Genomic DNA, 18,290 nt, shown 5'->3' with positions numbered 1-18,290 from the left:
AAAGACATGTCATGAGGGAGACATGAAGCAGTGTCCTGTATTCGAATTTACTCGTTCAGGTGATTTTTCAAATCCCCTTTTTTATCTTGAAGCTTTCCTTTGGCTTGATCCTTTTTCCCTTCTGACTTCAGTTTTTGATGATCTGTTGCTTCGCCAAGCTTCTCTTTCAATTGACCTTTGGCTTGATTCGTTTTTCCTTTTGCTTTATCCATATGTCCTTTTTCTTCACTCATTTGTTCCACCTCCACATTTGATACTATTCATTTAGCCTTTTTGACAAATACAAAACATCTGAGTGTGCGATCCCATGAAACTACAGCAACAAGAAAATCCAGCCAAGGTCGGCTGGATTAAAGAATAATGATCTATAAGATAGACTTAAAAGCTTTAACCTGTTTTACTCTGATCGTACTCGACCAGATCACCTAGAATTTCATCAATTTGATTCATCAATTCAGCTTCAATTTTCACCTCAGATGCTAAAGCATTCTCCCTCACCTGTTCTGGACTAGAAGCACCGATAATTGCTGCAGAAACGTTCTGATTTTGCAGTACCCATGCTATCGCAAGCTGAGCGAGAGTAAGATCAACCTCTTGTGCGACAAGCTTAAGCTTTTGGATCGCCTCTAAGGTGTTATTATTCATCCAGCGTTGAGCAAGGTTTTTAAAAAAAGGTTTTCCAGCAGTTGAGTTAGCACGTGAATTAGTCGGAAGTGATTTTCCAGGGAGATACTTTCCAGTAAGGATTCCCTGGGCCAAAGGCGACCATACGACCTGCCCAAGTCCTTCACGCTGGCAGGTCGGTATTACATCACTTTCAATGATTCTCCATAACATGGAGTATTGAGGTTGGCTGGCGATTAGAGGAACATTTAGCTCTCGGGCAAGCACTGCCCCTCGAGTAATTTGTTCTGCTGTCCACTCACTTACACCAATATAGTTCACTTTTCCCTGTCTTACTAGATCAGCAAAAGCTAACATCGTTTCTTCCAGAGGCGTAGTTGGATCAAACCTGTGTGCATAGTAAATATCAATATAATCCGTTGGTAAACGTCGCAAAGAGGCATGACAGTTTTCCATGATATGCTTGCGTGATAATCCTCTATCGTTTTTCCCAGTACCGGTTGGATGACATACTTTTGTACAAAGTTCAATGCTTTCACGCCGGATCCCTTTTAAAGACCTGCCTAGTATCTCTTCAGCCTTGGTGTCTGAATAAACATCAGCAGTATCAAACGTCGTAATACCAACATCAAGAGCAGCTTTCACACAATCATGGGCAGTATCGTCATTTATCTTACCACCATGATTAATCCAATTTCCGTATGCAAGTTTACTAATTGTTAATCCACTATTTCCAAGTTTACTATACTTCATAACAATGTCCCCCTTTTGAAAGAATACTTTCATTATAAAAAGAGGCCATTAATATGTATAATATATATATCCTGATAGATATATATATATTTTATATAATTAAAATAGTTCCATTAAAAAGCGCAAAACTGTTTAATAACAATCCTTCTTCATCATTTTACACAATAAGCAAGTATGAAATTTACTGGGGGCTTAAAGATGGATTTGAGACAAATACGGTATTTTATAATGGTTGCTGAAGAACTAAATTTTAGCCGAGCAGCTGAACGTCTTAAAATGGCACAGCCTCCATTAAGTCAAGAAATTCGCAAATTAGAAGAACAGTTAGGTGTTACGCTTTTTCATAGAACGAGAAGACAGGTTGAACTTTCAGATTCGGGGAGAGTATTTTTAGAAGAAGCCCGCCGTACGCTCCTTCAAGTAGATAGAACGATTAAAGCAACACAACTTGCAGATGACGGAAAAATAGGGCATTTAACGATCGGTTTCGTTGATTCTACTGATATTGTGATTGATATTATTAAAAGGTTTCGAGAAAGTTTCCCTAACATTCATCTTGTCTTATGTGAAATGGCTACAGAACAGCAGTTAAAAGCACTACATAAGAAAGAAATTCAAATAGGATTTATTCGTTCTAACCAAAATAATAAGATACTTACCTCAGAAATCTGTTGTGAGGAATCCTTAAGCTTGGTTTTGCCAGAAAACCATCCTTTAGCTTCATTTCCCAAAGTTCCAATTCATTTATTAGCCAATGAACCATTTATCATGTTTCCGCGTCATCTAGGTGCTGCATTTTACGATTTAATTATCAGTTACTTTTGGGAAAATAACATAAGTTTAAACGTAGTTCAGGAAGCTATTCAAATGCATACGATTGTGAATTTAGTTGCTGCAGGAATGGGAATCTCTGTCGTTCCATCCTCAGTAGAAAGCGTAAAACGCTCAGGGGTTGTTTATAGAAAAATCCAAGAAACGACACCAAGAGTAAATTTATATGTTTCATGGAGACATGATGAAACGTCAACCGTCGCTGAGCACTTTTTAACAGTTGTGAGAGAAGCTTATTTAAGTTCTCAGGCTAAATCATGAGAATCCAGCTAGAGCCTGCTGGATTAAAAAATAATGTTTTATAAGACAGGCTTAAAAGCTTTCACCTGCTATGTACACGTTTCAGGTATGATAGACATAACTACAAGAAAGGTTGGTGTTCTATGATTATCGCTGAAAACATATTTACTGTTCGTGACTTGACCTATCGTATTCGGTCTGCTGCAATTGGCGATGCCAAGCAGTTATCAGCGCTCAGGCTGAAAATCGATGGTGAAACAGAATATTTAGACCGTGAACCAGGCGAAGCCTTTCTTCATGAAAAAGATTTCGAGGTGTTGATTCAAGAGGATACCAAACAAAGCAGGCATTTATTTTTGGTCGTTGATATTGAAGGAGACATTGTTGGCTTCTCAAGATGTGAGGGACATTCACTCAAACGCTTTGCTCACAAAGTGACTTTTGGCGTCGCCATTCAAAAGGATGTTTGGGGCTATCACATTGGCAAAGAGCTTTTAGCCGCTTCTATTGACTGGGCAGATCAGCAAGGCATTCAGAAGATGTCACTTGAAGTGCTGGAAACGAACCAAAAAGCCATTCGCTTATATGAGCACCATGGCTTTCTGATTGAAGGGGTATTAAAAAATGATAAACGTCTGGCAGATGGACTTTATTACAATACTGTTGTGATGGGCAGGCAGCGGCCAAGCTTCTGACACCTTACATGACATAGCCCCATACCATTGAAACCGCACTGTAAATTAGAAGCAGCCCCATGACATACTGGAACGGTCTTTCGTAAGCAGTCAAAAACCGCTTATACAAAGAGCCAAATAGGCCCCAGCTGAATGTACCGAGAAAACCAATAAGTGCGAGAATCAGCGTCCATATGACATACTGCATATTAGATTGTCCATATGGCAAAACAAATGTTGAAATCACGGTCAATCCATACAAAATCGCTTTTGGGTTGATAAATTGCAGCATCATACCAGGGACAAAATGATTGTAACGATCAAGTGTTTCGTCATCCCCGCCTTTACTTTTCATGATTTTGACCGCTAAATAAATCATGTATGCAGCTCCAATGAACGCCATGACCCACCCTATTTTCGGCATCACTTGAAAGAGAATGATATTAAAAAAGCAACTCAAACACAAAATAACGAGAAATCCGATACCCACACCTAAACAAAAACGAAATGTTTGCTTAACCCCATATTTATTCGTAAACACCATGGCCATGATATTGTTTGGCCCTGGGGTAAAGCTACTCACAAAAGCATAGATCAACATAGAAAGAATCAAAATTGCCGCCCCCTTGTACGTTATTAAGACTTTAATTACTTTATTGCGTATGTTACGCTTTATTGTAACGTTTGGTCTTTATAAAGTAAATAGAGAAAGGAGTTTTTTTCATGGAAGATGTACAATCGATTATTTCTAAAAATGTGAGGCTTCTTAGAGACCAAAAGAAATTAAGCCTCGAAAAGATGGCAGAATTAACTGGTGTCAGCAAAACCATGATTGGACAAATTGAAAGAGGAGAATCAACCCCTACCATCACGACTTTGTGGAAAATCGCGAACGGATTAAAGGTATCTTTTAGTGAGCTCATCCATGCACCACAGCCTGAAATCAAAGTAGTACGCCATGAGGATGCACAGATTTTAACGGAAGATGACGGGAGATATCGCGTATATACGACTTTTCCTTTTGATGATCGAGGGAAATTTGAAGTGTACCGAGTAGAAATTGATCCTGGCGGGTCGCTACATGCAAATGAACACATTGGCGGGACAGAGGAATTGATTACCGTTTTTGAGGGATCGCTTGATATATCCATTGGAGATGAACAGTATCGCTTAAAAGCCGGCGACTCCATTCGTTTTAAAGCAGACCGAACTCATACATATAAACAAATTGGAGAACAAATGGTCAGGCTGCAAATGATTCTTTATTATCCCCATTAAAAAAAGCTGACAGGCTTGTCCACCTGTCAGCTTTACATTTTATATTTAATTAAATCCTGGATCGCGTACAACCGTTCCAGTAAAGGTAACTCTATATTTTCCTAAACCTAACTCTTCAATTGACGATTGATAGAGAATACCGACCCATCCATCCTTTGCATATGTAATACTTGATGGGATGTTTGACGTCGTATATGTTCTCGTTTCCGAGACGGTTCGACTTGCTTGTACCGTTACTTCACTGCTTACTTTCCCCTTCGCTTCTACTGGGACAGTGGTGACACCCGCACCCGTTAAAACAATTGCTCCAACCAAAACAGAAGTTATGACCTTTTTCATAAAAAAACCCCCCCTTTTTTTGTTGAACATATTAACCATACCATAATTTAGAACTTTAGTAAGTTATTTTTTCATTTTTTTGAAAATTATGATATGATTGTCTTATGCTGGATAGAGAGTGTTACATACTTCTATGCTTTTATCCTCACCTCATTCTAGTGAAACAATTGATAACGGAGGTGATTTCATGAAAAAATGGCTTATCTGTTTTCAACTTGTTTTCCTCTTCACCTTGACGGCCACACCATTTGCTTCTGCTGCTTCATGCCCTACAGTGAAACCATGTGTTATTGATCCTTAAGCATAAGAAAAAGTCGATCAAGCCTATTCACTTGATCGACTTTTTTGTTATGCTTGTTCGGCTTCCCAGCGAGCAACCTCTTCTCTTACTTTAGGAGCCACTTCTTTCCCAAATAACTCAATAGCTTTCAGCACTTGATCATGCGGCATTGAACCGACTGGCACGTGCAACATGAAGCGCGTAATGCCTACATTTTTTCGCAGATGAATCACTTTCTCTGCTACGGCATCTGGATCTCCTACATACAATGCACCTTCTAATGTTCTTGCTGCATCGAATGTAGAACGGGTATAAGGTCCCCAGCCTCGTTCTCTTGCTAATGTATTCATGACATGCTGTGTAGAAGGGAAGAATTGATCTGCTGCTAATTCTGTTTCCTCCGCAACAAATCCATGTGAATGGGATGCCACCGTTAATTTCTCAGGATCATGTCCAGCGTGAATCGCAGCTTGCTTGTAGAGCTGCACTAGCGGTGCGAACTGTCTAGGGCTGCCGCCAATAATGGCAAGGACAAGTGGTAATCCTAATAATCCAGCACGTACGACAGATTCTCTGTTTCCTCCACTGCCAATCCAGATGGGAAGCGGATCTTGAACAGGTCTTGGATATACGCCGACATCCTGAATGGAAGGACGGTGCTTACCGCTCCACGTCACACGCTCTGACTGCTGTAATTTCAACAGTAAATCTAGTTTTTCTTCAAATAATTCTTCATAATCATCTAAGTCATAGCCAAAAAGCGGGAACGATTCAATAAATGATCCACGGCCAGCCATGATCTCTGCACGACCGTTAGAAAGGCCATCTAATGTCGCAAAATCTTGAAACACACGAACAGGATCTGCCGATGAAAGAACAGTTACGGCACTTGTCAGACGAATATTCTTTGTTTGCGTTGCCGCAGCTGCTAATACGACTGCTGGATTTGATGCGGCGAAATCTTCACGATGATGCTCTCCTACACCAAAAACGTCGAGACCCACTTGATCTGCTAAAATAATTTCTTCTACTACTTCACGAATACGCTGTGCGTGGCTGACTGTTTTTCCTGTTTGAAAATCAGGTGTTGTTTCTACAAATGTACTAATTCCTAGTTCCATGAATGGAACCCCCTATCTTATAAATATGTCACAAATTCAGAGACCGGCTTGCGGTAGCCTCTCGCTTGTCTGCTTTCTACTTTTTCTTTTCCGAGTGTAATCATTAATACAGGAACCAAATCTGATTCGATGTTTAACACCTTTTTCATTGCTTCGGGGTCAAAGCCGATCATTGGGCAAGTATCCCATCCCTTGTTTTTGGCGGCAAGCATAAATAGCATGGCAGATAATGAAGCATTGCGAATCGCCTCTTCTTTCTGAAAGTCTGATCCTCTCTGCACATAAAAACTCATCGTCTCTCTGACCATTTCCTCATATTGTTGCGCATTTAAGATGCCGAGCATTTTTAGGCCTTCATAAATGTTTCCTGCTTGCTCATAAGCTTTCGGATCGCCGAGTACAATGATCGCTGCTGAAGCGGAATGCACCTTATATTGTCCAAATGCAGCATCTCTTACTTGCTCTTTAAGCGCTTCTGATTGGACGACGACATATTGCGTATGCTGTAAATTAAAGGCTGAAGGTGCCAGCTTCACTTCTTCAAAGATACTATTAAGCTCTTCTCTCGAAATCGAGATATTTGGCAAAAAATTTGATGCTGATCGTCTTTCACGTACCAATGTATCAAAGCTGTGTGTCATCTTGTTTCCCCTTTTCGTGAAGTTGTTTTGCACCTAAACCGATTTTTTTCAACCATTCAATGAGCTGTTCTTTTTCCTCTGTTTCGATAAAGGACAGATTTTGTGAAATGACATCTGTATGTTTTGGAAAAATATCGTCAAATAGCTGCTTCCCTTTATCTGTCAGTAATACATGGAATACACGTTTATCAGAAGGTGCACATTGTCTTTTGACTAATTCTTGTTTTTCTAATTTGTTGACCACATAGGTGATGCTCCCACTTGGAATGGATAGAATCTCACTAATTTTTTGAACGGGATGCGGTCCCTTACTATACAGTAATTCAAGAATTTGAAAGTTTTCAAATCCGATATCATAACGTTCAATGTCTTTTTGGATGTTTGCAAAAAGGGCATGGTAGGCTTTCATCCACACTCGGAAAAGCCTTAAGTCTAATTCCTGATCTTGCTGCACCATGGCAACTACTCCTTTTTCAATAAATCCTAAAACTAGGATAAATTTATCCTAACACTAGGATATTTTCTTGTCAACGTGTTTGTTTGATTAAAAAAAAGACCCCTTTGATTTAGTGGTCTTCTTTTAACACAAAATGCATTTCAGCAATTTGTTTGTATTGATTCACTTGTTGTAATGAAAATCTAGATTCCTGATCAGTTGGAGGGAAAAGAGGGATTCCTTTTCCAATCATGACAGGTGCGATTTGGAGATACAGCTCATCGACTAATTTTTCTTTTAATAATGCTTGAAGCAGTTCCCCGCCTCCTACTATCCAGATATGCTGCCCTTTTTCATTTTTTAAGTTGTGGATAAATGAGAGAACATCTTCACGAATGATACGGGTTCCTGTATGACTGTCTTGTAAAGTGCGAGAAACGATATAACATGTCTTGTCTTCATAAGGAAACCCATCAGGTGAGAGCTTTAGAACCTGTTCGTATGTGTTCCGTCCCATGATCAGCGTATCGACTGAAGCATAAAATTCCTCATATCTCGTATCCTCTTCGCCCTCTGTTCCTATGAGCCAATCTAAACGGTGATCATCCCTTGCTAAATATCCATCAATGCTCATTGCCCCATAAAATAGTAATTTCCTTTTCAATCTCACCACTCCCCACTTCAATTAAGAACATACATTCTTATCTTAACAGACAGGAAAGAAAAAGAGTATATGATTAATTCGTTTCTTACGATTCCTGTTCTACCTTCATGAGAAGCTTGTACAAGATGTGTGCAAGCTGCCCCGCTTCGACTGTCATCCCTTCATGAATCCATTCCTCCAGTACACCAACAACACCAGACACAACAAATGAGGCCACAATCTGTTCATGCTCCGTAATTTGCCGCTGATCAAGCTGCCACTCTTTCATGATTTTTTCTTTAAAAAACGATTTGAATTGATTCGTCGTTGGGCTATTCGGTTTGACAAACAACGTCATCATGAATTGTTTTTCTTTTAAATACTCAGTTGTTTTGTTTAAAAAGGACAGCATATCAAGCGGGTCCTGGCTTGGAAACGATTCATCGTATAGTCCGCCAAGCTGATCGAATAGTTCCTTCTCAAGCTGTTCATGCAAATCAAACACATCTTGGTAGTGCAAATAAAAGGTCCCTCTTCCTAAATCCGCTCTTCTAGATAGCTCTGATACTGTAATTTGTTGAACATCTTTTTCCTTTAAAAGCTCAAGAAAGCTTTCCCGTATCGCCTTTTTGGTTTTGATTGTTCGTCTGTCCTTCATCAAACACCCTCCATTTTTGAACAATCTGGCTATACCTGTCTATTTATGAACAAGAGATCATTCATTGCCGATGTTCGGTTTATTTTCCTCTTATTATAATAGACACATGTTCAATAATCTATATCTGTTCAAAAAAAGGAGGGCCATCATATGCTTCAATTCAGACTTGCTAGAGAGGATGAACTGCCTCAAGTGGCAGCGTTGTTAGATGATTCATTTCAGAACTATTCATTTTTTGATTTATTATGCGAAAAGGTTACCAAGCGTTCTGCTTTCGCCCGTCAGCTGCATTTGATCAATACAAGGGTATATTTTCAGCATCAAATCTGTTTGGTCGGGGTTGAGAACGAGAAAATTGTGTCTGCCGCCCTGTTAAAACATCCCCGTCTTCCTGAGCCAGGACTCATGGATTATGTGTTATCTGGTGGGTTAAAGCTGCTCTTTACTGGTGGCATATCGGCGATTCAGCATGTATTCCGTATGTTAAAGGAGGCAAAAAAAGCGTGTTCTTCCTTAAAGAAACCTTACTGGTATTTAGAAGCTCTTGTCGTTGCAAAAGACCAACAAGGAAAAAAACTTGGAAGCCGCATGTTAAAGCAATGTCTTTTCCCCTTTATCGCCCGGCAAGGCGGCGGACTGTTCACACTGATTACACACAACGAGGCCAATCGTCATTTCTATCGAAAAAATGGGTGGACGGAGTTTGATGAGAGAGTACTGCACGGAGAAGAGATGTCCCTAGAAAGCTGGAGTTATAAAACCGTGATCAAATAAGGTATCTTCTTCAAGGGATGATATAATAGAAGCAGTTCAAACAATGATCATACTTGGAGGAGAGACTGATGATACGACGACTTGATCATATCGTGTTGACTGTACAACATATGGAGGAAACCATTCGCTTTTATACAAACGTATTAGGAATGAAGGAAGAAACTTTTGGAGAAGGCCGTAAAGCCCTTCGTTTTGGTTTACAAAAGATTAACCTTCATGAAGCGGGTCATGAATTTGAACCAAAAGCTGCTCATCCCCAGCCTGGATCTGCTGACTTGTGTTTTATCACCGATTTAGATATAGACAGTTTATTGCTTCATCTTCGAAAGCAGGTTGTTCCAATTGAAGAAGGCCCGGTCAGACGTTCTGGTGCATTAGGTCCGATTGAATCCATTTATATCCGTGATCCTGATATGAACTTAATTGAAATCTCCCGATATATAGAGGAGGCTGATCCATCATGACTCGATTATTCTTGAGACCGATTGAAGAAAAAGATTATCCTGGTATTCATAGAGGATGCCAGCATGCAGAAACACTTTATATGACTGGCACACGCAAAACGTTCACACTAGAAGAAATTCGTTCAGCCTATACCCGTTTTCTGCAGGATGACAGTAGACGAGACTTTGCTATTTGTCTGCTAGACACGAAAGAAATGATCGGGGATGCGGCGATTGTGGATATTGATCCGATAAACCATACGGCAAGTTTCCGCATTGCGCTGCATGGTCCAGAGCATTTTCACAAAGGGTATGGTACTGAGGCTGTTCGGATGGTTCAAACATTTGCCTTTGAGACGTTAGAACTCAATCGGCTTGAGCTTGAAGTTTTTTCCCATAACCCACGAGCCTTTCGAAGCTATGAGAAAGCCGGATTTCAATACGAAGGAAAAAGACGTCAAGCGCTCTATTTCAACGGTGCTTATTCGGATGTCATCATGATGGGCATCCTTCGTGAGGAATACGATAGAATCAAATCATAAAGATGTCCCAGCCTACGATGGGTCATCTTTTTTAAACAAATGAACCCCTGTAACGATGATCAAACAAATGATAGAAGAGAGAACGATAGAGACGCTTGATATGCTGAGCGCCATCCCTTCCCATCTGCCAATGAAGAAACTGCCGATCAATAAGAGCAATCCAAACAAAGTGATACATACCGGAACAATCAGCCCGGCATGGCGATGCCTGCGTCTTTTTCCTGCCCACCACGAGAGACAGAGTACAATGACAGTAAAAATAGCGGTTTGCAGCCAGAACATATCGCATCAACTCCTTTTCTTTTTTATCCTATGACAATGGAGGTTTTTCCAATGAATATCAGACCGATTCAAAAGCAGGACAATCCTTTTATCGCGGCCATTATCCGCCAGTCATTAGAATCAGCGAATCTTGCGATTGAAGGTACAGCCTACACAGACCCACAACTTGATCAGCTTTTCGAATACTATCAATCATTGACTCATGCAGCCTATTGGATTGCCGAAGAACATGGTGAAATTGTTGGTGGCGTTGGCATTGCCCCTTTCACAGATGGCATTTGTGAGCTGCAAAAGCTTTATTTAAGCCCAAAAGCACAAGGCAAAGGTGCGGGCAAGAAACTGATGGATACGGCCCTACAATATGCTGCTACATACTACGATGCTTGTTATTTAGAAACCCGCAGTGAATTAACAGCTGCTACTGGTCTTTATCGACGGTATGACTTCTCTCTTCTTCCTGCACCGATTGAAGGCTCAGAGCATTCTGCCATGGATGCTTGGTATCTCAAAACCTTTTCAGCGTGAGGCATAAAATAAACGATACGTCTTTGTCCACTGAAAACCTAGCTTCTCTGCCAATTTGGCCGAGGTTGCATGATGGACATCGCAATCCCAATGCGGTGTCTTCCCTTTTTCAACACAGATGCTGATCATTTGCTGAGCTGCTAACAAAGCCAACCCTTTTCCACGGCAGGCTTCATCTGTCCAAATATCGATTTCCACACGTTTTTCACTTAAAAAAATAGAGATACATTCACTGACCACATCTTCACCATTTAAGATGGCAACTCCGACGCCATTAGATAAAAAGTGATCTACTCCTCCCCAATATGCTTCATAATAGCTGGATGGGAATACTTTGCTTGCGGCAATGACTTGTTCATTCGTGCGTTTGATCATTTCGTCTTGATCAGGCACAATCAGATCAGGAGAGGTCAAGTCATAAGAATATGCATGTCTTTGCATTTCATTCAGTTGGGAACCGAAGCATTTTTTCATCATCTCATCTGATGCTGGATTTGCTGAAAACAAAGTGAACCGTCTGTTCTCTCTTTTCTGCTTTTTATAAACATCCACAATGAACGTTGAACATAATGAGAGAGCTGCTTCTGACTTGCCTGCGACATAATAAATGCCGGTTGTCATCCCTGCAAAATAGACACACGGGTGATCTCGGTGATCCACATATAAATCTCCTTGTATCACGCCATCGAGTATCGCATCTACGAACACTGGATAGGCAGGATCAATCCGCCGAATTTCCTCTTTTACCGCTCCTGTCCTTTGTTGATCTACAAGATACAACATCATTCCTCCATTCACGAACGAGTATCTTTTCATTATAAAGGAAAGCCGCAGACACGCGGTGAATCTTTGCAACAAAAAGAATTCTTCTGCATCAAAGCAACATTCAATCGCATTCGCTTTCATCTATTGCTATGCTCATTGTGAGAGGAGGTTTATGGATGAAATTTCGTTTGATCTGGAATCAAGAAAAGGATGTGACGGAAGTAGACGTCATCAGCCATCCACATAATCAAGAACGTTTACAAAAGATGGCATCAATGATGGGGACTAGTACATCTCTAACGGTCAAAGATCCAAAAAATGATCGGCAGTCTCTTTTACCATTAGAACAAATTGAAGCGATCTCTGCGCTTGGACATCTGTCAAAGGTGATCACGACTCAGGGTACGACGTATTTTCTCAGTAAACGGCTGAAGGATCTGAAGTCATTAGAGCGTGAACATTTCTATCGTATCAACAATGCAGTCATTCTCAATTTAGCGCAAGTCGACAGCTTTGTCGCTGGTACGTACGCTCGCTTAGAGGTCGAAACCATCTCGAAAAACAGCTACACCGTCAGTCGTCATTACGCCAAATATATAAAGGAGCGATTCAAATGATCAAGGAACTAAAACATCAATTTATGCAAACAGCTTTTGTCTCTATCGTATGGCTGACACTCATCCTGTCAATCACTCAATGGTCATCCTCTATCCCTTTTCATTACGTGTGGCACATCATTGGCATCGGTACTCTGGCAGGCATCGTCTTTGGGGTCATGTATCCTTTACTATGGAACTACTTTACCTTTCCAGCACCCACCAACATTCTCATCTCCACTGTCGTCAATTTAGGGTTTCAAGTAGGAGCCGTCGCTTTATATTCGACTACACTGCTCGAATGGATCATGCCTTATTTTATCGGTATAGCCTTTCTCACATTAGTAGGCCATATCATCGCCTTTCTATTTTACAAAAAACAACAAAATCAAAAACTGGCGCAGGCACTGAATCACCTGAAGCCGCAGCCTTAAAAAAAAGAGACCTTATTTGAAAGGTCTCTTGTCTATTATTCTGCTGCTAACTCATTCTCTCTAAAAATGAATCACCCCTAATTCCACTGCTGCTTTAATTGCTTCCGCTCTTGAAGTGACCTCCAGCTTTTGATAAATATTTGTTAAATGAGCTTTGACAGTTCTCTCGGAAATCCCCATATCAAATGCAATTTCCTTACTTCGATATCCTCTAGCCACTGCTTGCAAGACAAGCATCTCTTTTTCAGTCAGCATGTTTATTTCTTTTTTCAAATGGGTCGGAGTCACTTGATGCTCTGTTGATTCAAATACTTTAGCAGCGACGTTTGCTTGAAGAAGAATATCCCCTCTGATAGCTGCTTCAATTGTATAAAATAAATTTTCTCTGCTGGCATCCTTTAAAAGATAGCCCTTTGCTCCAAGTTGCAGCCCTTCAATCATTAATTCCTCTTCGTTATAGGTAGTGAGAATCAGGACCGGTACTTTTAATTGAAGAGACTGCATCTCTTTTAACATCTCAAGCCCACTCATGTTAGGCATGTTGAGGTCAAGTAATACAAGGTCTGGAGCCTTCTCTTTCAAGATATCTAAACCCTTTGCTCCATCTTCTGCTTCACCAACAACATCAAATCGTTGATCTGTCTCAAGAATTAATTTTAATCCTTCTCTAACAACAAAATGATCATCGACAATCACAATTTGATAAGACATTGTTTTTACTCCTTTTTCAAAGGTATGGTTACCGTCACTTGTGTACCTTCATTTTTTTCGCTTTTCAAGTGTAGCTGTGCATCAAGCAGTCGGGCACGTTCTGACATACCAATTAGACCGTAATGCCCGGAAGTGGATTCTTGTTTTTTATCATCAAAACCCACTCCATTGTCTGTGATTTGCAAGGAGATGTGATCATCTTGTTGCTTCATCATCAATTCGACCTTACTTGCTTTGGCATGCTTGGCAATATTCGTCAAACATTCACTGACAATGTATACGGTATGTTCGATGAGGAAAGGGGACACTTGATAAGAGACAGCCACTTTTGTATGAACTGGAATATTCGTCGCCGTCATAAACCGATTCACTTCATCTTTCACAGAATCAGCTAAGTCATATTGATCCTGGCTGTATGTTCGAAGGTCGTCAATGACCAATCTCGCCTCACCTAATGTCGTCCGCGCATGGCTCATTGAACCTTTAATAATGCTTTGAGCACGCTCAACATTCTGATTCTCTAAATGGGCATGGACCGCTTCTAGCTGCATAATAATACCTGCCAGCCCTTGTGCAAGGGTATCATGTAAATCTCTCGCCATTCTTTGACGCTCATTAGCAAGTGTCAGCTCTTCCACTTGTTGATGTGCCAATTCAAGTTCCTTTAAAAATGTTTGTGTACGAATTCTAGCTTTGACTTGTCTAAAAAATAAAATGGAGTATGCGATGACTACAATCAGAATCAAAAACAAAATAGGAATGTATACGGTCAAATCATCTGTATCATTGACCAAAATAAGGGCAAGAAAAAAAAGAACATAAAAACTAAGCCCTGTCAAAATCACCTTCAATGTATGATAATATACCCCAATACTTTGCGCTATTAGTACCGGTAACAGACCAATTAAGATCACAGGGGAAGCCGCCTGCATGACTGAAACACAAAGTAGAATCACTATTCCTTGAATCAGAAAATATACCCATGGATTCTGCCGAAACCAGTAAAATGACCACCAATGCAGAATCAGATGTACGGCAATAAGTGCAGAAAAAAACAGGCCAGAAAGTGCTAATGGGGTGGTTATAAACTGAAATATCATTGCTGCAATATAAACAAGAATGACCCATAATAATGTTGGAATTCGCGAATAGATCATTTCATTAAAAGGGTCTACCCGTCGTTTCGCCATAAATATCACCATCCGAGCCTCATATTCACTCAAAAAATACCGCCCCCCCTTTATCGAGGTAATGGCGGTATCATCAATCATACCATGTAAGACTATCAGTGACTAAATCACCTTCTCTTCTTTCTCATCCTTCTGAGAAATAGACTCACCTTCAATGTCTATACGTGGAAGCCATCTTTCAAACCATTTGGGTAAGTACCAAGCAGCTCGTCCGATCAGCATCATACAAGCTGGGATAAAAGTCATTCTTATGACAAATGCATCAAACAGAACACCGAATGCCAACGTTAACCCCATTGTTTTGATAATCAAGTCATCTGCAAAGATAAAACTAGCAAAGACGAAGATCATGATTAAGCCTGCGGCAGTCACTACTCTTCCACTGTGCTTCAAACCTGATACAACGGACTTTTTCGCATCACCTGATAGAAGGAAATCTTCTCTCATTCGACTGACTAAAAAGACCTCATAATCCATTGCAAGACCAAATAATATTCCTGTTACTAGTACAGGCATAAAGTTTAACAATGGGCCATTTGCTGGTATTCCAAACAATGGCGCAAGGTGTCCATCCTGTAAAACAAAGACAGAAAAACCTAGTGTAGCGGTCAATGTCATAAGGAATCCTAAAACCGCTTTTAATGGAACAAGGAATGACCTAAACACAAGAATCATCAAAATCAAAGCAAATCCAATAATGACTCCTGCAAATTTCGGTAACGCTTCACTGAGTCTATCTGAAATATCTATATTAACTGCCGTAGAACCAGTAACAAGTAATTTCGTATCATACTGTGCAGCAGTCTGACTAGATTCATTTCGTATATCTTTGACTAATTGCTTTGTCGCCTTATCTTCTGGACCGCTTTTCGGTAAGATGGTCAGCATGGCGTACTTACCCGATGGATTAGGAACAGGCGGTGCCATTTGTTTGATGCCATCCATCTTCTCTAATACTTTTGTTGTTTTCTCAATAGATTTCATTGCGTTATTTGCATGGGAGGCATCAATGATAACAACCAGTGGCCCATTAAACCCTTTACCAAATCCTTCTGCTAACAGGTCATAGCCCTTACGTTCAGTTGTTTCCTTCCCCTTCATGCCGTTATCAGGAAGACCCAACTCCATATGAAGTGCTGGCCAACTGAGTAGACCAGTCAATACAATGACACCTAGGATGATCTTACCTGGATACTTCTTGATAAACCTTCCCCAAGCTGTGGCTTCTTCTTTTTGTTGAGATTGTAATTTAGAGAACCATTTATTCTTTCTTGAAGGGCTTACTTTATCACCAAGAATCCCTAGTATGGCAGGAACAATTGTGAGAGACACAAGCATAACTGATAGTACCATGAATGCAGCTACAAGACCCATAACGCCTAAAAATGGTATACCGACTAATACAAGTCCGCATAGTGCAATTACGACGGTAACACCTGCAAACAATACAGCGCTGCCTGCTGTAGCAACAGCTCTAGCTGCTGCTTCTTTCAATTCGTAACCCTCTGCTAATAACTGTCGATAACGAGAAATGATAAATAATGCATAATCAATTCCTACTGCAAGTCCAATCATCACAGCTAATGTAAGACTAAATGCAGACATCTCAACAAAATTTGAGGTAATTAATATGACCATCACGCCGATTATTAACCCAATGACAGCCGTCAAGATCGGTAGTCCTGCAATCAATAGTGAAGCGAAGGTAAAGGCTAAAATAAAGAAGGCCATGACAATACCTATGACTTCCGAAATCCCGCCTACCTCAATTTCTGAGAATGTGACGGAGCCGCCTAATTCTGTTTGGATGCCAGCCTTTCTTGAAATCTTAATACTATCTAATACTTTCTCTTTCGAGGATGTTTTTACCTCATCCGCCTTTACCCGGTATGTAATATCCGCATACCCTATTTTCTTATCCTTACTAATAGCAAATGTCTGATATAAATCCGTCACTTGCTTGACTGCTTTATCCTTTTTGACTTCTTTGATCGTTTCGTTCAATTTGTTTCTTACTTTTTTTGTTTCTAATGTTTCACCCTTAGGTGCTTTAAAGATCAGACGAATCGTCCCGCCATCATCACCTGCTGGGAACTTTTTCTCCAAGAGATCCATTGCCTTTTCTGACTTTGTTCCTGGAATCGACATATCGCCATTAAATGAAACACCTGTCCCTATTGTTGCCGCCACAACAGCTACTAAAACAAGTAACCAACCGATAATCATCCGTTTCGGCTTAGAAAAAGCACTTTTTCCTAAATGATATAAAAATTTTGCCATTCACTTACTCCTTTTTCTTCAACTTCGTGAACTTCATCTTTTTATTCTAAGCAATGAGATGATCGATTGAAATTGTACTTTCGGGCAAGAAGCATTGTACTTTTAGGCAACAAAAAAAGGGCATCTTCTTAAGATCCCCTTTAAAACGTTTATGAAGCGACTGTTTTTCGCCTCGTTCTGTTGATTTTACCGACAAACATATAGCCATATTTATAATGATTTGCTATCCGTGACAATAGGATAGGTCCAGCAATTGCAAGTGCTGATGTTATGATTGTCCCTACAAAGAATGGATAATCTTTTAATTGTCCCCATAGTAACACAGAGATACCTAGAAAATACCCGTGAAGCAAATAGATGGTGAATGAATATTGACTAATGACAGCTACGAAAGGTGGAACGCTTTTCACTTTAGAAAACAAGAGAAAACATAAGAAGACAATACTGACTGTATAAAGAACAACGTCTGGCCTCTTAGAAGAAGACTCGAAAAAGCCTACATATGAATTGCTTAGAAGGGTCGCTGCGGAAATCAAAACAAGTCCATACACGGCATACTTAAAACGATGAAGTCTTGTGATAAACTGCTGATAATTCGCTCCACAATAATAGGCTAAACAAAAATAGAACAACCACCCTGGAAATGGAATCCATTCTAAGCCGAACATTGGATTAGGTAATTGAGGTTGTGGGATTTTGACGAGGTTCATGACACTTAAATAACCAACTGTGATGATAAAGGAGATCGGCAATACCCATTTGGCTGAGGTACGCTTAGCCATTTTGTGAAAAAACATGTGCAAAAAGTAAAATTGAAAAATAATCAGAACAAAATAACCAATATAATTTCCCAATAAGACATTTGCTGAAGCTCTTTTAAAAAAGTCAACTGCCCCTCCATTTAACGATGCCGAATGCAAAAAACCATCGACAATCCCAATAAAAGCAAATGGGAAAAAGATGGCTTTCACCCTCTTCCACATAAATCCTTTAGGGGTACCATTCGGATAAGCATGAGCCAATAAAAATTCAGAAATGAAAATAAAACTCGGGGTACTGAACATGAGTAGTGCTACAAGAATAGATGATGAATGAGAGCTAGATAAAATGGCTATTGCATGAATGAGCACAACACTCAAACACGAGATACACCGAATATAAAAAATCTCTTTAATTTGCATTGAAAATCCTCCTCCTGTATTTTGGTAAAACATGTATTAGATTAACATG

General features: G+C 40.1%; 24 protein-coding genes. 9 read left to right on the top strand and 15 right to left on the bottom strand.

What is annotated here, in order from left to right; genetic code table 11:
• Positions 1–47: 47 nt before the first annotated feature.
• Entirely contained in the window at positions 48–233 is a 186-nt protein-coding gene (locus NSQ64_RS03550; RefSeq protein ID WP_012009048.1) for a CsbD family protein, read from the bottom strand.
• Positions 234–387: 154 nt separating this feature from the next.
• A complete protein-coding gene (locus tag NSQ64_RS03545; RefSeq protein WP_341015093.1) occupies positions 388–1,377 on the bottom strand; it encodes an aldo/keto reductase family protein in 990 nt (329 codons plus the stop codon).
• 198 nt (positions 1,378–1,575) lie between these two features.
• Here NSQ64_RS03545 and NSQ64_RS03540 point away from each other — a divergent pair, with 198 nt between their 5' ends.
• Both NSQ64_RS03540 and NSQ64_RS03535 read left to right on the top strand, forming a co-directional pair.
• Positions 1,576–2,469, top strand: coding sequence for a LysR substrate-binding domain-containing protein (locus NSQ64_RS03540; protein WP_160758202.1), 894 nt, complete (start codon positions 1,576–1,578; stop codon positions 2,467–2,469).
• Between the two features lie 122 nt (positions 2,470–2,591).
• Positions 2,592–3,143: a GNAT family N-acetyltransferase gene (locus tag NSQ64_RS03535; RefSeq protein ID WP_341015087.1), complete on the top strand. Its 552-nt coding sequence runs from the start codon at positions 2,592–2,594 to the stop codon at positions 3,141–3,143.
• 4 nt (positions 3,144–3,147) lie between these two features.
• Here the strand turns inward: NSQ64_RS03535 and NSQ64_RS03530 are convergent, their stop codons facing one another.
• The gene (locus NSQ64_RS03530; protein WP_341015085.1) at positions 3,148–3,735 is read right to left on the bottom strand and encodes a LysE family transporter; all 588 of its coding nucleotides are present in this window, start codon (positions 3,733–3,735) and stop codon (positions 3,148–3,150) included.
• Positions 3,736–3,845: 110 nt separating this feature from the next.
• Between NSQ64_RS03530 and NSQ64_RS03525 the strand changes: the two genes are divergently transcribed.
• Positions 3,846–4,400, top strand: a complete 555-nt coding sequence (locus NSQ64_RS03525; RefSeq protein WP_041507617.1) for a helix-turn-helix domain-containing protein — start codon at positions 3,846–3,848, stop codon at positions 4,398–4,400.
• 45 nt (positions 4,401–4,445) lie between these two features.
• On the opposite strand, the gene NSQ64_RS03520 is transcribed toward NSQ64_RS03525, so the two are convergent.
• The 6 genes from NSQ64_RS03520 to NSQ64_RS03495 all read right to left on the bottom strand — a co-directional run bounded on the left by NSQ64_RS03520 (position 4,446) and on the right by NSQ64_RS03495 (position 8,518).
• A complete protein-coding gene (locus NSQ64_RS03520; protein WP_341015082.1) occupies positions 4,446–4,739 on the bottom strand; it encodes a hypothetical protein in 294 nt (97 codons plus the stop codon).
• 348 nt (positions 4,740–5,087) lie between these two features.
• A complete protein-coding gene (locus tag NSQ64_RS03515; RefSeq protein ID WP_024719164.1) occupies positions 5,088–6,140 on the bottom strand; it encodes an LLM class flavin-dependent oxidoreductase in 1,053 nt (350 codons plus the stop codon).
• Positions 6,141–6,157: 17 nt separating this feature from the next.
• Entirely contained in the window at positions 6,158–6,781 is a 624-nt protein-coding gene (locus NSQ64_RS03510) for a nitroreductase family protein (protein ID WP_039170198.1), read from the bottom strand.
• On the bottom strand, positions 6,765–7,238 hold the full coding sequence (locus NSQ64_RS03505; protein ID WP_007496406.1) for a MarR family winged helix-turn-helix transcriptional regulator: 474 nt from the start codon (positions 7,236–7,238) through the stop codon (positions 6,765–6,767). Before NSQ64_RS03505 ends, NSQ64_RS03510 begins: the two co-directional genes overlap by 17 nt.
• A 109-nt stretch (positions 7,239–7,347) precedes the next feature.
• Positions 7,348–7,851, bottom strand: a complete 504-nt coding sequence (locus NSQ64_RS03500; RefSeq protein WP_061420843.1) for a dihydrofolate reductase family protein — start codon at positions 7,849–7,851, stop codon at positions 7,348–7,350.
• Between the two features lie 115 nt (positions 7,852–7,966).
• Complete coding sequence (locus NSQ64_RS03495; RefSeq protein WP_024719167.1) at positions 7,967–8,518, bottom strand: TetR/AcrR family transcriptional regulator; 552 nt, start codon at positions 8,516–8,518, stop codon at positions 7,967–7,969.
• Between the two features lie 150 nt (positions 8,519–8,668).
• On the opposite strand from NSQ64_RS03495, the gene NSQ64_RS03490 reads away from it, so the two are divergent.
• From NSQ64_RS03490 to NSQ64_RS03480, 3 genes are all read left to right on the top strand, one after another.
• Entirely contained in the window at positions 8,669–9,292 is a 624-nt protein-coding gene (locus NSQ64_RS03490; protein ID WP_268383346.1) for a GNAT family N-acetyltransferase, read from the top strand.
• 68 nt (positions 9,293–9,360) lie between these two features.
• Entirely contained in the window at positions 9,361–9,756 is a 396-nt protein-coding gene (locus NSQ64_RS03485) for a VOC family protein (RefSeq protein ID WP_008346708.1), read from the top strand.
• The gene (locus NSQ64_RS03480) at positions 9,753–10,277 is read left to right on the top strand and encodes a GNAT family N-acetyltransferase (RefSeq protein ID WP_008346711.1); all 525 of its coding nucleotides are present in this window, start codon (positions 9,753–9,755) and stop codon (positions 10,275–10,277) included. Before NSQ64_RS03485 ends, NSQ64_RS03480 begins: the two co-directional genes overlap by 4 nt.
• Positions 10,278–10,289: 12 nt before the next feature.
• Here NSQ64_RS03480 and NSQ64_RS03475 read toward each other — a convergent pair whose 3' ends face one another.
• Complete coding sequence (locus NSQ64_RS03475; RefSeq protein WP_035390333.1) at positions 10,290–10,559, bottom strand: YesK-like family protein; 270 nt, start codon at positions 10,557–10,559, stop codon at positions 10,290–10,292.
• Between the two features lie 51 nt (positions 10,560–10,610).
• Here NSQ64_RS03475 and NSQ64_RS03470 point away from each other — a divergent pair, with 51 nt between their 5' ends.
• Positions 10,611–11,084 carry a GNAT family N-acetyltransferase gene (locus NSQ64_RS03470; RefSeq protein WP_268383349.1) on the top strand — a complete coding sequence of 158 codons (474 nt, stop codon included), beginning with the start codon at positions 10,611–10,613 and terminating at the stop codon, positions 11,082–11,084.
• Here NSQ64_RS03470 and NSQ64_RS03465 read toward each other — a convergent pair.
• The gene (locus NSQ64_RS03465) at positions 11,076–11,864 is read right to left on the bottom strand and encodes a GNAT family N-acetyltransferase (protein WP_319078401.1); all 789 of its coding nucleotides are present in this window, start codon (positions 11,862–11,864) and stop codon (positions 11,076–11,078) included. The genes NSQ64_RS03470 and NSQ64_RS03465 overlap by 9 nt on opposite strands.
• Positions 11,865–12,025: 161 nt before the next feature.
• On the opposite strand from NSQ64_RS03465, the gene NSQ64_RS03460 reads away from it, so the two are divergent.
• Complete coding sequence (locus NSQ64_RS03460; protein ID WP_268383353.1) at positions 12,026–12,466, top strand: LytTR family DNA-binding domain-containing protein; 441 nt, start codon at positions 12,026–12,028, stop codon at positions 12,464–12,466.
• Entirely contained in the window at positions 12,463–12,879 is a 417-nt protein-coding gene (locus tag NSQ64_RS03455) for a hypothetical protein (protein WP_072368465.1), read from the top strand. Before NSQ64_RS03460 ends, NSQ64_RS03455 begins: the two co-directional genes overlap by 4 nt.
• A gap of 60 nt (positions 12,880–12,939) precedes the next feature.
• Here NSQ64_RS03455 and NSQ64_RS03450 read toward each other — a convergent pair whose 3' ends face one another.
• From NSQ64_RS03450 to NSQ64_RS03435, 4 genes are all read right to left on the bottom strand, one after another.
• Positions 12,940–13,590: a response regulator transcription factor gene (locus NSQ64_RS03450; protein ID WP_341015074.1), complete on the bottom strand. Its 651-nt coding sequence runs from the start codon at positions 13,588–13,590 to the stop codon at positions 12,940–12,942.
• 5 nt (positions 13,591–13,595) lie between these two features.
• Positions 13,596–14,813: a sensor histidine kinase gene (locus tag NSQ64_RS03445; protein ID WP_341015072.1), complete on the bottom strand. Its 1,218-nt coding sequence runs from the start codon at positions 14,811–14,813 to the stop codon at positions 13,596–13,598.
• Positions 14,814–14,882: 69 nt separating this feature from the next.
• Positions 14,883–17,060, bottom strand: a complete 2,178-nt coding sequence (locus tag NSQ64_RS03440; RefSeq protein WP_113767299.1) for an MMPL family transporter — start codon at positions 17,058–17,060, stop codon at positions 14,883–14,885.
• A gap of 149 nt (positions 17,061–17,209) precedes the next feature.
• Complete coding sequence (locus tag NSQ64_RS03435; protein WP_045035192.1) at positions 17,210–18,241, bottom strand: acyltransferase family protein; 1,032 nt, start codon at positions 18,239–18,241, stop codon at positions 17,210–17,212.
• Between the last annotated feature and the right edge of the window lie 49 nt (positions 18,242–18,290).

Source organism: Bacillus sp. FSL W8-0183, assembly GCF_038006825.1.
GTDB lineage: Bacteria > Bacillota > Bacilli > Bacillales > Bacillaceae > Bacillus > Bacillus altitudinis.
Note: the sequence above shows the minus strand (reverse complement) of the source record. Positions and strands in the feature narration are given on the sequence as shown.

Coding starts and splice junctions, on each gene's coding strand:
- NSQ64_RS03550 (WP_012009048.1), bottom strand. CDS start 233: ATGAGTGAAGAAAAAGGACATATGGATAAAGCAAAAGGAAAAACGAAT.
- NSQ64_RS03545 (WP_341015093.1), bottom strand. CDS start 1,377: ATGAAGTATAGTAAACTTGGAAATAGTGGATTAACAATTAGTAAACTT.
- NSQ64_RS03540 (WP_160758202.1), top strand. CDS start 1,576: ATGGATTTGAGACAAATACGGTATTTTATAATGGTTGCTGAAGAACTA.
- NSQ64_RS03535 (WP_341015087.1), top strand. CDS start 2,592: ATGATTATCGCTGAAAACATATTTACTGTTCGTGACTTGACCTATCGT.
- NSQ64_RS03525 (WP_041507617.1), top strand. CDS start 3,846: ATGGAAGATGTACAATCGATTATTTCTAAAAATGTGAGGCTTCTTAGA.
- NSQ64_RS03520 (WP_341015082.1), bottom strand. CDS start 4,739: ATGAAAAAGGTCATAACTTCTGTTTTGGTTGGAGCAATTGTTTTAACG.
- NSQ64_RS03515 (WP_024719164.1), bottom strand. CDS start 6,140: ATGGAACTAGGAATTAGTACATTTGTAGAAACAACACCTGATTTTCAA.
- NSQ64_RS03510 (WP_039170198.1), bottom strand. CDS start 6,781: ATGACACACAGCTTTGATACATTGGTACGTGAAAGACGATCAGCATCA.
- NSQ64_RS03505 (WP_007496406.1), bottom strand. CDS start 7,238: ATGGTGCAGCAAGATCAGGAATTAGACTTAAGGCTTTTCCGAGTGTGG.
- NSQ64_RS03500 (WP_061420843.1), bottom strand. CDS start 7,851: ATGAGCATTGATGGATATTTAGCAAGGGATGATCACCGTTTAGATTGG.
- NSQ64_RS03495 (WP_024719167.1), bottom strand. CDS start 8,518: ATGAAGGACAGACGAACAATCAAAACCAAAAAGGCGATACGGGAAAGC.
- NSQ64_RS03490 (WP_268383346.1), top strand. CDS start 8,669: ATGCTTCAATTCAGACTTGCTAGAGAGGATGAACTGCCTCAAGTGGCA.
- NSQ64_RS03485 (WP_008346708.1), top strand. CDS start 9,361: ATGATACGACGACTTGATCATATCGTGTTGACTGTACAACATATGGAG.
- NSQ64_RS03480 (WP_008346711.1), top strand. CDS start 9,753: ATGACTCGATTATTCTTGAGACCGATTGAAGAAAAAGATTATCCTGGT.
- NSQ64_RS03475 (WP_035390333.1), bottom strand. CDS start 10,559: ATGTTCTGGCTGCAAACCGCTATTTTTACTGTCATTGTACTCTGTCTC.
- NSQ64_RS03470 (WP_268383349.1), top strand. CDS start 10,611: ATGAATATCAGACCGATTCAAAAGCAGGACAATCCTTTTATCGCGGCC.
- NSQ64_RS03460 (WP_268383353.1), top strand. CDS start 12,026: ATGAAATTTCGTTTGATCTGGAATCAAGAAAAGGATGTGACGGAAGTA.
- NSQ64_RS03455 (WP_072368465.1), top strand. CDS start 12,463: ATGATCAAGGAACTAAAACATCAATTTATGCAAACAGCTTTTGTCTCT.
- NSQ64_RS03450 (WP_341015074.1), bottom strand. CDS start 13,590: ATGTCTTATCAAATTGTGATTGTCGATGATCATTTTGTTGTTAGAGAA.
- NSQ64_RS03440 (WP_113767299.1), bottom strand. CDS start 17,060: ATGGCAAAATTTTTATATCATTTAGGAAAAAGTGCTTTTTCTAAGCCG.
- NSQ64_RS03435 (WP_045035192.1), bottom strand. CDS start 18,241: ATGCAAATTAAAGAGATTTTTTATATTCGGTGTATCTCGTGTTTGAGT.